Here is a 13,159-nt window from a genome sequence, read left to right on the forward strand (position 1 = left end):
CCAATAATAATTGATAAATTTTTTATTGTTGTTCCTCACGCCAATGGCGTATTAAATAACCATGTTCCAATTGAGCAGGATCCAGGCTAACTGGAACTTTGACAACATGCCCACTTCCTGCCGCTCTTTCAATACTTTGCCCCAGTTTATCTTCTATCGCTTCCAAACAAAAAATCTGGTTCCCTGTAGGCAACATAACCTCTATAGTATCACCAATAGAGAACTGATTCTTCGCATTTACCGTAAGCATTCCACGATTACTATCGTAATCAACCATCTCAGCTACAACTTGTTGCTTTATTCCTGTTGTATTCCGATCATTATAACTTTGGTATTCCTCAGGAACATGACGTCGATAAAATCCTTCAGTGTATCCGCGTAATGATAACCCCTCAAGCGCATCCATCAAACTCCAATCGAAGGGTTTTCCTGCAACAGCATCATCAATTGCTTTTCGGTATAATTGCGCAGTTCGAGCAACGTAAAAATCTGATTTGGTGCGCCCTTCGATTTTTACACAATCAATCCCCATTGTAGTCAATGCTTCAATATGTTGGATTGCACGCAAATCCTTTGAATTAAAAAGATAGGTACCATGCTCATCTTCTTCTATTGTATTCATCGCCCCCGCTCTTTGAGGGTTTTGTTCAAAAACATAAGACTTCGACTCTATCTGATGATTACCCCAGTCATCTTCTTTGCTTTCTTTGACGTCATATTTCCAGCGGCAAGCATTGGTACAAGCCCCTTGATTGGGATCGCGATGGTTAAAATAACCCGACAACAGACAACGTCCTGAATAAGCCATACAAAGAGCACCATGAACAAACACTTCCAACTCTATATCTGGACATTGCTCACGAATAGCCTGGATTTCCTTTAACGATAACTCACGCGATAAAATAACTCGCTCTATGCCGATAGTTTGCCAAAATTTGACACTGGCAAAATTCATCACACTGGATTGTACAGACAAGTGAACTGGCTGCTGAGGCCAGCGCTCTCTTACCATCATAATCAAGCCTGGATCAGTCATAATTAAAGCATCTGGTCCTGCTTCTACAACTGGCGCCAAATCATCAAGATAAGTATTAATCTTGTTATTTTGGGCAATAATATTGCTGGCAACAAAAAATAATTTTCCCTGAGCATGAGCTTCATTAATTCCAATGACCAAATTTTCATGTGAAAATTCATTGTTTCTTGCACGCAAACTATAACGTGGTTGCCCCGCGTAAACTGCGTCCGCTCCATAAGCAAAAGCACGTCTCATACGCTTTAGTGAACCAGCAGGCGATAATAATTCTGGGCCTTTCATGTGTTTATTTTAGCCAAAGTAAAATGTTTGGAGGATAATAGCGATTCTAATACCTGTTGGTCAAGAAATAAGTATTAAGAAGAGCTGAAAGGCAAAAAGCCAGTGAATCTAACCTTTTACCTTCAAAATCAGGAGAGCAATCTGAGTACGTTATATAATGATGTTTATTCGTTATCGACTAAAACCACTTCTTGTGCTTTATATCCCTTAGGACCCTTATCAAGCACGAAAGTAACTGAGTCATTTTCATGTAATGTTTTGAACCCAACACCTTGAATATCCTTATAATGAACAAAGATGTCATCACCTTGTTGATTAACGATAAATCCAAATCCTTTTTTTTCATTAAACCACTTAACATGGCCAGTTTCTCTTTGCGACATTCATTATCCCCTTTTGTCTATACTCTTCCTACCTTGCTTGGCAGAATTAAAACATCTAAAGCTTTCATAACTCAAATTATTGATATTGTAAATTCAATCCCCTTTTTGAAATTCCCATTCAAATTAAGAAATGAGCATGTGCCATTTATTTGAGTTACAAATGCCTCACGCTGGAATTAACCAACTTCCATTAGCATATCAGTTTTTTATTGATTGTTAATGACTTTTTAAAAAAAACCTTACTTAGAATATTCATTTAATCCCCTTTTAGAAAAACTTCTTGTAGAATAAAACAGATTGTTTTTATTTTGACTATACGGGCAACGTTAATGGACACTTTTAAAAAATCATTTATTCGCTTGGCTTTGGATTGCGGGGTATTAAAATTTGGGGACTTTACTTTAAAGTCAGGTCGTCAAAGCCCTTACTTCTTTAATGCCGGCTTATTTTACCAGGGGGATGCATTACGGCAGCTAGGTTATTTTTATGCCAAAACGCTAATTAAACATCAAGTTGACTTTCAGCATCTTTTCGGCCCCGCCTACAAAGGGTTGCCTTTAGCCACCGCTACAGCGGTTGCTTTAGCAGAGGAAGGGATTAATATAACAGTGACTTTCAATCGCAAAGAGAAAAAAAATCATGGCGAGGGAGGCGAGCTTATTGGAGCTCCTTTACAGGGGGAAACCATTATTGTAGATGATGTCATCACAGCAGGAACCGCTTTCCGTGAGGCACAACGCTTAATCAAAGAGAATGGCGGTATACTTACCGGGGTAATAATTGCCCTGGACCGCTGTGAAAAAGGATTGGGTTCTCAATCAACCCTATCAGAAATTGAAGAGCAAGGCATTCGTGTGTTCTCTATTGTTACCCTTTTTGATTTAATTGATTATTTACGAGCAGATGGCCAATTAGATGAAGTTAACCGCTTAGTTAGCTATCAACAAAAATACGGTTGTTGATTATTCACAAAACGACCACCATCAGCTGAAATTTTGTTAAGTTAAATTCTTGCGGTCGATACCGCAAGAATTTAAGCATAGGCCGGCCTAAGCAGCGTCAATACGCCGCAATGTCAATTGTTTTCATCTTATGATTAACATGCTTGCCATGCCTTAGGGTAGTCAAGGTGATTTGTTCCCCCACCTTAATATCCACAAGCAAATTGTAGAATTGATCATAATTTTTTACAGGATGACCATTTAAAGCAATAATGATATCGCCTAAACGTATGCGCCCCCAGCTATCCCGCAGTGTACCTCGCAACCCTGCCTGGGCAGCAGGTGTATGAGGTAAAACATCTGCGACTAATAACCCTTTGTTAATCCCTAATCGTTTAGCTATATGAGGTTCAACAAGCTGAACACCAATCCCTGACAACACTACCCTGCCATTCTTAATCAATTGAGGAACAATTCGTGCAACATCATCAGCGGGTACCGCAAAACCAATACCAGCAGAAGAGCCAGAGTTTGAATAGATGGCAGTATTTAAACCAATTAGCCGACCCTTGCTATCCAACAAAGGCCCTCCTGAATTTCCAGGATTAATAGAAGCATCTGTCTGGATCATATCACGAATAGTAACGCCCCCAGCTCCTGGTACCTGACGCCCCAAGGCTGAAATAACACCTGTAGTCAAACTGTGATCCAGACCAAATGGATTACCTATGGCAATGGTTTTCTGCCCCACTAGCAATTCATTAGTACGAGCTAACTCAAAAGGAGTAAATGACTTTAACTGTTCCAAAATTTTTGGTGATTTTATTGCCAACACTGCAATATCTTTACGCGGCTCTGTACCTATCACTTTTGCTGGCACGGTTAACTTGCCAATACTGACAGTCAGGTTATCTGCTCCGTTTACCACATGAAAGTTAGTAACAATATGCCCTTCAGCATCCCATATAATGCCTGAACCAGCCCCTGCCGCCACTTGCATACGCTCATAAGAGTGATTAAGGACTGTTGCCAGGCGATGAACGTAAACTACCTGCGGTGAAAATTTTTGAAATATTTCAACAGTATTTCTCTCATTTGGCAGCAATTCATCCAAAGTTGTACCATAGGAAGGGAATGTTAAACTTAAACAACAAAGCAGAAGAGTGAACCATTTACCTCTCATTACTAAACTCCACATTTATCTCTGCACCAGATAAAGACAACTTTCTGGGGAAATTGTTAATTAATTTGCTATTATGCCCTAATTTAGTCTAGTTAGACAAATATAAGTCATCTGGCATTTGACTAACCTGAAATAGATAGGTATGAAGGAAACAGATTTCAAGAGAAAAATATTTAATTAAATAAACAGAACAACCTCTTACTAATTACAGGTTTATAGGATTAAATAAGTGGATCAGCAACCAACCTCTAATCCACTCATTTGCAATTGCATTCAGTTTGAAATAACCAGCTCAGGGGTTTCATCCCTTTCTTCGTCGAGCGAAACATCATCTAAAATTTCATCTTCTTGACTAGAATCAGGCTCATTAATCTCATCTTCAGTTTCAGCTACATCCTCTCTGGCTTCAAGCTCGTCTTTTACCCTATCCACAGAAAGTCCGCTAGAAGGACTGAAATACTGCATTAACATGTAAATCGGCGCCATAATCATCATTTTAAACGTTTGAGTACTGGCATCAATTGATTTTTTTGCAATATTTTCGCTGTTTCTATTATGGCGTAAATAAATTTTTTCCAGTAACCCAGAATGGCGATAATAGATTAAATCTAACTGTTCATTACGTTTTTTCTCTTGTTCGAGAAGATACTCTTGCAATTCGATGTGGGAATTCCACAAAGAAGCACGTCGCTTCTGCAATTGCTCAAGTTCTTTATTATAAAAGTCTATTTCATTATCTATCTCACTCCTAAGTTTGTCACAAATTGACTTACGTTCAACTGACTGGCCACCGCCAATAATAGCGGATGATTCCTTGATGGTCATTTGTGAATAACGCTGGATGAGAGCCAATTTCTTATTAAGGATCTCTTCAATTTTTTGATCGAGATACTGGATCGCATCCTTGTTCGCACCAAGCACCTGGTAGTGCGAATCAAAGCGCTTGTTACTGGTCATCTGATCACGGATTTTTTCCAGCTCTTTTACTTCCTGAGTCAGTGCCATCTGCTGTGCCTTGTCATTTAAATTCTTATCACGGCTTAGCAATAATTGCCTGATAAAAGCAGATAATAATGCAACAGCACCAAAAGCAGTCGCACAAATGATCGCTATAGTTACCGGTTCCATAGCAAATTCTCCCTAGTGCAAATGTATCAATTGAGTATGAATCTCGATTGCAAAATAGCGACTGAATGCCTGATACGAATCTGCTACTGGCCATTCTGCAGCGTTATCACACATACGTAACATTTCGGCTTCAAATATTGGCTCGTAATTGTTCTGAAGGAAGGGTTTTATCTCTGACAGCTTACTGAAATTTTTAATAACCACCGTTGCATTTTCAGCCAAATGTGCAAGATTAACCCGCTCCAAAACATTTATAAGCTCATCCTGCCCTTCAACAGCAGCCTTCATCCACTTCAGTAATACAGAGCGGGGTTTAACACGTAATAACTGCTTACCTTTTTCTAAAGAAGGTTCCATAAGCACAATATGCGAGTGAAGCTCAAATTTAAAGCAACATAAGAAGTCCAAAAAGCTGCCTTCAATTTCATTACGAGCATCTTCGCCCAACCAACGACTTATTTCATGTCGAAACATGGTTGTAAAATGGCGCTCAATCTCATTTAACGTTTCTTCATCGCTATTTTGCCTGGCAATTGCATAAGCTGTATTATCAGTTTGAAGTAAACGTAACTCTGGTAAATCAACATCGGGTAATTGAGAAGCAAGAAATGATAAAAATACAGAGGTAGGTTTGAGAATTATAATTTCCCATTGACTTGGTTGCATGACGCTCTCCTTGACCTTTTTGACTCATCCTGAGTGCAACTAAAAGCATCTTTCTTCCCCCACATTTTTTCAAGGGAAGACTATCAGATTAACGCAGTTTTTAAATGATAACAAGAAATAAAATTAAGATCAATATTAAATCAAATTGGCCAACCAGAAACTTATTGTCAAAAACAAATCAATATAACAGGAAAACTCATTACTAAGTTAAATCATTCCAGATAAACACTCCTTAATAAGTCAACATTAGCAAATAACTCCCATGTTATGACTTATCAGGCTTGACATAAGTGTTGTGATCTATACCATATGCCTGTCGTTTAATTTTTTAGCTAAACATGAAATTCCTAAAGAAACTGCTCGCAACGTTTGTTGTTATTTTTATTCTCACAACAATAATTTTATGGGTACTGGCAAAATCAATAAAACCCGAGATTATAAAAGATTATATTAGTTCTCAACTGACTTCCTTAACAGCCCAGCCCAGCCAAGTAGAAGGCGATATTTCCTGGCAACTTTTTCCTCGCCCGGGGGTCAAAATTACAGGAGTACAGATTGGAAACGAAAGCAGTCAGACAAACTATTCTGTTAAAATAGACAACTTGTTATTTAACTTAAAAATCACGCCACTTTTAAGAGGAAAACTTGTTTTCAGCGAACTTGCAGTCAATGGCTTTAAAGTTAATATAAATCCTAATGCAGAGCGACAAGTTAAACCCAAAAAATCTACACCAGCAGATAAACACAGCACCCAAAATAGCCTGGCAAAGCAATTTGCCATAGAACGTTTCCTATTAAGCCAGGGGCAGGTAACCCTTATTCAGGACAATAACAAACTTACGCTTTCAAATCTGCAGGTAGGCGCAGATCAATTTAATTTGCAAAAAGAAACCTTCCCACTGCAGCTTAAGAGTAACTTCATTCTGACATCTGCTAATAAAGCTGTAGCTAAAGCATCAGTTAGCTTTAAAGGCAGCCTGGCATTGTCTGCTTCCTTATTTAATGATCCATTAACAGTGCTGCAGCAGACTCCTCTGAATGGACAATTATCCCTTCAAAATCTCAGAATAAAACAATTCAAAGTAAATAAAATTAGCGCAAATGTAAAAACCAAGGCAGGCTCTCTTCTCCTTAATCCCCTGACTTTAAACCTGTATAATGGGGAATCAGTAGGGGATCTGAGCTATGAGTTTGCTAACATGAAGTTTGATTTAAATCAAACCGCTACAAATCTTGATGGAAGTAAACTGCTTTATGATCTGACCAGGAAAAACTTTAAAGGCACTGCAGATTTTTCCCTTCATGCACAAGCCAGTATGCAGAATACTGACTGGCAAAATACAGTAACAGGCAAAGGCAACCTGACAATTAAAGATGGCATTGTTGAATCAATTGATCTGGACAAATTCATTGATGAAACAAGCAATTTAATTAACGGGCTAATCAGTGGTAATAAGGAAAATATAAATAGAACACTGCAACCTGGCCAATTTGAAAATCCAGACTTTTTTAAAGGTAATACGAATTTCCGGCTTCTAACATTGCAATATGCACTTCAAGAGGGCAAACTGCAAAGCGATTCCTTAGTACTGCAAACTGACAGGCTGCAGCTTAAAGGTGAGGGAACATTAAATTTGAGAGATAACCTTCTGGATGGTCATCTGCTGGCAAAAGTAAGCCTCACCAACCCAAGCGTAGATAAAATTCAGCAATTATTGGGAGGGAGCTTCCCTGTTCTTATTAAGGGAAATTTGGTTACGCCAATTATATTGCCTGATTTAAAAGTTATTAATCCCTTGTTGACTCGATTTTGGCTAAAGGAAACATTGACCAAACCTGTCAAGCAAATCCATAAGCAGTTAAAATCGCTTTTAACTGCCCAATAAGGAATGATGACAACAGCCCCATCATTACAGAGAGTATTTAGCGAGCCCTTGTTAGCCTGGTTTGATTGTCATGGACGTAAAGACCTGCCCTGGCAACATCCTCGTGGTGCTTACAGGGTCTGGATTTCCGAAGTTATGCTACAGCAAACCCAGGTAAAAACTGTAATCCCTTACTTTAATCGCTTCATAGAGAACTTTCCTGACGTCTGGCAGTTAGCGCAAGCAGATGAAGATAAAGTTCTGGCACATTGGTCAGGATTAGGTTACTACAGTCGCGCACGCAATCTCTTAAAAACGGCGAAAATCATTTGTACACAATATGATGGGATATTTCCTCATCAGTGTTCAGAGCTCGCTGCCTTACCAGGAATTGGCCTCTCAACAGCAGCAGCGATTGTATCGCAGGCTTTTAATTTACCGGCAGCAGTTCTTGACGGCAATGTCAAACGAGTACTTTGCCGCTATTTCATGATTGAAGGCTGGACAGAACGAGTTGTTATCAAAAATCAACTTTGGCAACTGGCAAACCACTGCATGCCTCAGCAACGCTGTGCTGATTATACTCAGGCTATTATGGATTTGGGTGCCACTTGCTGTACGCTTAGAAATCCTGGCTGTACTATTTGCCCATTAAAAACAACCTGTAAAGCTAATCTAAATAATAAGGTACTGGACTTCCCTCATAAAAAGCCAAAGAAAACACTTCCTTTAAAAAAGCAGCAATTCCTATTGATATATAATTCAGCTCAACAAATCTATCTGGAAAAAAAACCGCCTGTTGGTCTGTGGGGCGGACTCTGGTGTCTGCCAAGCGTTGATATAAGCAGTTGTCCAGCAACCTATATTAGAGAAAACTACGCGATAAACAGCCTGAAAATCGATGAGTTAATCAATATAAGGCATTCCTTTAGCCATTTTCACCTGGAGATTAAAGCCCTCGCCATTAAAGCCACACCTATGACCAATGAAATAGCTGAATCAGATGGAAGATGGTTTAAGCTGGAGGAGTTAAAACAACTGGGGATCGCCAAACCTGTCAGTACAATTATCAAGCGTTTTCAGGAAACTCAGACGATTGATATCTGCTGAGAGTATGTCCGGATAAAAATACCATTAAAATTAAAATTACACCGGCTAACAATAACAGGTAAATCTCGCCAGAATATAACTTGATAACCGAAATATCTTTCCATTGAGCTAATACATAATAAAAAAGAATAATTACTGCCCCAGAAAGGCTGTTAAATAAAGACTGAACCCTCCCCTGATAGTCAAGAGCAGTCATTTCCTGAGCTAATGTTGTCAATAAAGCCCAGGAGGAAAAAGAAAATCCAATGAAAAAATGATAAAAAATAGCCCAATTAGCAGTCTGAGCGTGACTGAACAGATAAAAAGACACTATTCCCAGCAAAACCTCCCCCAAAATAATTTTAGATATAGAGAAGAAATTAGTCAGCCACGGACTTAAGAAACCACCTAAAATCATCCCAGCCGAAAGCATTGCCTCAAGCCAGCCAAATTGAGCCACATCGCTATGCAAGACAGTTGTCGCAAATGGCGCCAACAAAACAGGAGCGGTCATATAACAAATAAAAAACAACCCTTGAACCAAATAAATGAGAAGAACTGGCATACGACGAATAATATATTGGCCACCCTGTAAAAACTGCTTAAAAAAAGACACTTGCAGCTCCCCCGACTTTTTACTGCTTTGATAGGGAATACGAAAAACAAAAACAGCAGCAAGTAAGTAGCATGCACCATTAATTATAAAACAAGTTGCAAAAGAGGTTCCGGCAAGGATAAGACCAGCTCCTCCCATACCTAACACAGCCCCCATTTCATAAGAGGTATCCACCATCGCGTTGGCATACAATAGATCCTCTTCATCCTTGATAATCTCACGTACAAAAGCCATGGCAACCGGAATATAGGCAGCCAGTAATGTTCCAATAAGTGCAGCAAGAAGATAAATCGCAAGTGGTGTAATATAGTTATGCCAGCTAATTATAGCAAAGCCAAATAAGCATACCGCCCGCAACCCTATTGTGCTCAATAGTAATAACTTCCGATTGCAGCGATCGGCAAGAACCCCCAGCAAAGGACCTAAAAGCACATTTGGAAGCCAAAAACAAGCCATCAGCTTGGCCGTAGAAACTACAGACGCATCAAAACGCATGAGTGCCCATACCATAATGATATAAGTCAACCCATTGCCAAACATGGCAAGCGCACAACTTAGGGTAAAGTCCCTGAAAGCGCTGGTTTTGAGAAGCTGATATTGTCTACCAAACATAATAGTCTTTGGTTAATCTATAAAAAAGACGGCGGATGAAGAAGCCAGGTTGCAGATGTAGCCCGAACATAATAACCTGAAGCCCAACAAATGTAAATATTTTATACAAAAAGTCTTATTGTGTTCGTGGCCAAATAACGTATTATCAACTCATAGTCTTTTTAAGGGTAGTTATGTTTAACCTGTTTATGTTCATACTTAGCTTTATTGCTTTATTGTGGTCTGCGAATCATCTGGTTACAGGTGCATCAGGCCTTGCGTTTCATTACAGGTTGTCCCCCTTGCTGATAGGTTTCACATTAGTCGCCTTAGGTACGTCTGCTCCAGAGATAATGATTGCAATTACCTCTTCCCTTGAAGGATTAAATAATTTAGCCATAGCCAATGCAATCGGTTCGAATATCGCCAATATTGGCCTTGTTTTAGGCTTAACCGCTCTTATAAAGCCCCTTAGAGTTCAATCCACCCTGTTACGCCGTGAATACCCTCTGCTTTTTTTAGTGATGCTATTTTCTTACTCTTTAATGATGGATGGTTATTTAGGGGTGCTTGATGGTTGTCTTTTTTTACTGATGTGCTTACTTCTTATCAGTTATTTTATTTTTATAACGCGACAACAACATCCGCAAAAGCAACTTACTATTGGCATTCAAAAGGCTACGCTTAGAAAACATTCAGTAAAAATTCATACCATTAGTCTATTGATTGGTCTTATCGTCTTGCCTGTCAGCTCCAACTACCTGGTAAGTAATGCGATTGTTTTATCACATTGGCTAGGTATCAGTGATGTCATGATAGGCCTGACTGTCATTGCTATAGGCACCAGCCTGCCTGAACTTGTCACTTCAGTTGTTGCCACCTTAAAGGGGGCAGATGATATCGCAATTGGTAATATATTAGGCTCTAATATGTTTAACCTGCTGGCTGTAATGATTTTCCCTGCAATCATCCATCCGGAAACAATCAGCCATACCTTACTCTGGCGTGATATCCCCGTCATGTTTGTAACCACCTTGATCCTTTTATGGATTAATTATCGTAATAAAACCAAAATGGCTCGTTGGCATGGTGGAGTATTAGTATTAATTTATTGTTGCTACATGGTATCGCTTATCATAAATGCCATGATATAAACTTGTTCATAACTCCTCAAACTAGCCTGTTGCTATCGATTCAGGTTGATGGTGTAAAATGGCAAGCGCCGCAACGGCATCAGGTTGCCCTGCCCTGGCGGCTTTGTTAATCCAGTACCAGGCTCTCTTGCGATTCTCCACAACCCCTTGACCATAATAATACATATAGCCTACAGCATATTGGGCATCTGGCTGCCCTTTTTTTGCTTCTGGTTTCAGGTGCACAAATGCCTGTCGATAGTTTTGAACACGAAAACTGCTAATACCCTCAGCCAGGTTACTACGAACCGCACACGCAAACTGAGTCAATCCCAAAACAATAACCAGAGCTATTCGCAAGGAAAAACGCATGAATTTATTCCTCAATTAACGGCTTTGCCGGGAGTTCAAAGGTTAATTCATTTTTAGGTAAACTTAAACTCTCAAGAGCACCATTATGTAAAACCACGATACCATTTGGAGAAATTCTTTTGATTATCGCCCCTCCCGGTAATGAATCTCCAGTTACATAGGTTTTCTCTGGCCCACCACCAACACGAATTATAACTTGTGAATCCTCTTCCTTATTGGAGAATAAAACGCCCAGGACTTCGGCATCAAGCATCGATTGCTTGACTTCGGTATCCAATAGATTAACGGGTACATAATCTCCAAACAAGGGCGTCTTAAAAACAGGAGAATCAGGCCGTAAATTTTCCTGATGACTAATTTCTGGAGAAGTGATTGCTATCGGCGCTTTTTCCACCATTTGAACACTGCTTAATATTTCCCATATAAATAAAACAAAACTGACTGTAAAGATAACCACAGCGCTTACTATCTTAGGGTCATTAAAATCGCGGAGGAATTTGGTACTCTTCATGTTCAGCTTCAAAGTTAGCATGAATTTTGCCTGTATATGACTATATTAACAAAATTATACATCGTGAAGGATTAATTAAATTTAATTTTATAATCGCAAACAAATTAGCCAGAGTCTATATTAAGCTCTGTGAACCTAATATTTGCAAGCATAGTATCAAACGGTATAGTTACATAACTTAAAAGGACGACACATGCCATTCAATCAGGATCCCCCTTATATTCAGTTGGCTACCATATCACGCTGGTATGTGGTTTCACGTGCAATTCATACCGTAGCCAAACTGGGCATAGCCAATCATATGTCGTACAAGCCTGTAGCAATTAAAGAACTGGCTGAAAAAACGGGAACAATTCCCGAGTTATTAGACCGATTATTAAAATTCCTTAGCGCGTATAAGATTTTTGATTATCATGAGGGTTCCTTTGCATTAACTGAGCTGTCTCTACCTTTGCGTGATGATCACCCAAACTCCATCCGCGATGTCTTATGCATGGTTGACGAAAGCTGGTGGCAAGCTTTTTCTTGCCTTGATCTCTGTTTAACGACTGGAAAATCTGCCTTTTCTCATCAGCATGGCGAGGATTTTTTTACCTACCTCAGCAAGCATCCAGAAAAACAAAGTAATTTTGATAAAGGAATGGCCAAATTATCCAGTTTCGATGATGCTTGCGTGGCTTCATCCTATAATTTTTCTTCCTTTTCGCAGGTCATTGATATGGGAGGTGGGCGAGGCGGTTTAATTAAAGCAATAGCCGCTCAATACCCTGCAGTAAAACTAATCTTGTTTGATACCCCTTCTGTTATTGCGCAATTACATGCCAAAGATTTTCCATCACAGGTAAAATTGGTTGCTGGTGACTTTCTCACCTCTATCCCACTGGCTGAAGCTTATATTTTTAAGGGCGTTCTGCATGATTTTAACGATGAGTTGATGAATAAAATCCTGTGTAACTGTCATCAGCAGATGCCTGCGGATTCTCTACTGTTTATTGCTGAACAAGTATTACCTGACAACGAATATCCCCATCCTAACAAAACAATGGATATTGTTATGATGGCTTTATTAGGTGGCAGGCAGCGGACACTTAAGGAATGGCAACAATCCATTCAACCTTCGGGATTTATTTATCAGGAAAGTTATCCTACTAACTCTCTTTTTACGTTGATGGCTTTCAAACCTGATAAATAAAATAGATCGCCGGATTAGAGTCTGTTGACATTTCAACTTAAACTGCCCACTTCCCGTGCTTTATGCGCGGGATCCACGCAAACCACACGAAACTAATCATCCTCTTGACAAGGTTTGAGACTAGATTCCGCGCATAAAGCTTCCAATTGGCCCTAAGTTTTTATTGACAAA

General features: G+C 39.4%; 13 protein-coding genes. 5 read left to right on the forward strand and 8 right to left on the reverse strand.

Translation table 11 applies throughout. The features are described from left to right. Positions 1–22: 22 nt before the first annotated feature. Positions 23–1,318 carry a tRNA 5-hydroxyuridine modification protein YegQ gene (gene yegQ, locus E1O65_RS09950; RefSeq protein WP_133133455.1) on the reverse strand — a complete coding sequence of 432 codons (1,296 nt, stop codon included), beginning with the start codon at positions 1,316–1,318 and terminating at the stop codon, positions 23–25. A 164-nt stretch (positions 1,319–1,482) separates the two neighbouring features. Further along, positions 1,483–1,701 carry a cold shock domain-containing protein gene (locus E1O65_RS09955; RefSeq protein ID WP_133133456.1) on the reverse strand — a complete coding sequence of 73 codons (219 nt, stop codon included), beginning with the start codon at positions 1,699–1,701 and terminating at the stop codon, positions 1,483–1,485. A 329-nt stretch (positions 1,702–2,030) separates the two neighbouring features. Between E1O65_RS09955 and pyrE the strand changes: the two genes are divergently transcribed. Next, positions 2,031–2,663 (forward strand): orotate phosphoribosyltransferase, encoded by a 633-nt coding sequence (gene pyrE, locus E1O65_RS09960; protein ID WP_133133457.1) that lies wholly within the window; start codon positions 2,031–2,033, stop codon positions 2,661–2,663. A 97-nt stretch (positions 2,664–2,760) separates the two neighbouring features. On the opposite strand, the gene E1O65_RS09965 is transcribed toward pyrE, so the two are convergent. From E1O65_RS09965 to E1O65_RS09975, 3 genes are all read right to left on the reverse strand, one after another. Further along, the gene (locus tag E1O65_RS09965) at positions 2,761–3,825 is read right to left on the reverse strand and encodes a trypsin-like peptidase domain-containing protein (protein ID WP_133133458.1); all 1,065 of its coding nucleotides are present in this window, start codon (positions 3,823–3,825) and stop codon (positions 2,761–2,763) included. Between the two features lie 273 nt (positions 3,826–4,098). Beyond that, the gene (locus tag E1O65_RS09970; RefSeq protein ID WP_133133459.1) at positions 4,099–4,953 is read right to left on the reverse strand and encodes a hypothetical protein; all 855 of its coding nucleotides are present in this window, start codon (positions 4,951–4,953) and stop codon (positions 4,099–4,101) included. 12 nt (positions 4,954–4,965) lie between these two features. Beyond that, positions 4,966–5,619, reverse strand: coding sequence for a hypothetical protein (locus tag E1O65_RS09975; RefSeq protein ID WP_133133460.1), 654 nt, complete (start codon positions 5,617–5,619; stop codon positions 4,966–4,968). A gap of 338 nt (positions 5,620–5,957) precedes the next feature. Here E1O65_RS09975 and E1O65_RS09980 point away from each other — a divergent pair, with 338 nt between their 5' ends. Both E1O65_RS09980 and mutY read left to right on the forward strand, forming a co-directional pair. After that, on the forward strand, positions 5,958–7,505 hold the full coding sequence (locus tag E1O65_RS09980; RefSeq protein ID WP_133133461.1) for an AsmA family protein: 1,548 nt from the start codon (positions 5,958–5,960) through the stop codon (positions 7,503–7,505). Between the two features lie 3 nt (positions 7,506–7,508). Then, entirely contained in the window at positions 7,509–8,594 is a 1,086-nt protein-coding gene (mutY, locus tag E1O65_RS09985; RefSeq protein ID WP_242601581.1) for an A/G-specific adenine glycosylase, read from the forward strand. Here the strand turns inward: mutY and E1O65_RS09990 are convergent. Then, complete coding sequence (locus E1O65_RS09990) at positions 8,554–9,801, reverse strand: MFS transporter (RefSeq protein ID WP_133133462.1); 1,248 nt, start codon at positions 9,799–9,801, stop codon at positions 8,554–8,556. The two genes, mutY and E1O65_RS09990, sit on opposite strands and share 41 nt — an antisense overlap. Before the next feature lie 173 nt (positions 9,802–9,974). Here E1O65_RS09990 and E1O65_RS09995 point away from each other — a divergent pair, with 173 nt between their 5' ends. Next, positions 9,975–10,934 (forward strand): calcium/sodium antiporter, encoded by a 960-nt coding sequence (locus E1O65_RS09995; protein WP_133133463.1) that lies wholly within the window; start codon positions 9,975–9,977, stop codon positions 10,932–10,934. Positions 10,935–10,955: 21 nt separating this feature from the next. Here the strand turns inward: E1O65_RS09995 and E1O65_RS10000 are convergent, their stop codons facing one another. Beyond that, positions 10,956–11,285, reverse strand: coding sequence for an SEL1-like repeat protein (locus E1O65_RS10000; protein ID WP_133133464.1), 330 nt, complete (start codon positions 11,283–11,285; stop codon positions 10,956–10,958). Positions 11,286–11,289: 4 nt separating this feature from the next. After that, positions 11,290–11,796 carry a type II secretion system protein N gene (locus E1O65_RS10005; RefSeq protein WP_133133465.1) on the reverse strand — a complete coding sequence of 169 codons (507 nt, stop codon included), beginning with the start codon at positions 11,794–11,796 and terminating at the stop codon, positions 11,290–11,292. A gap of 193 nt (positions 11,797–11,989) precedes the next feature. On the opposite strand from E1O65_RS10005, the gene E1O65_RS10010 reads away from it, so the two are divergent. Beyond that, a complete protein-coding gene (locus E1O65_RS10010; RefSeq protein ID WP_133133466.1) occupies positions 11,990–12,988 on the forward strand; it encodes a methyltransferase in 999 nt (332 codons plus the stop codon). Positions 12,989–13,159 lie beyond the last annotated feature (171 nt).

The sequence above is a fragment of the Legionella sp. W10-070 genome, assembly GCF_900640175.1.
Lineage (GTDB): Bacteria > Pseudomonadota > Gammaproteobacteria > Legionellales > Legionellaceae > Tatlockia.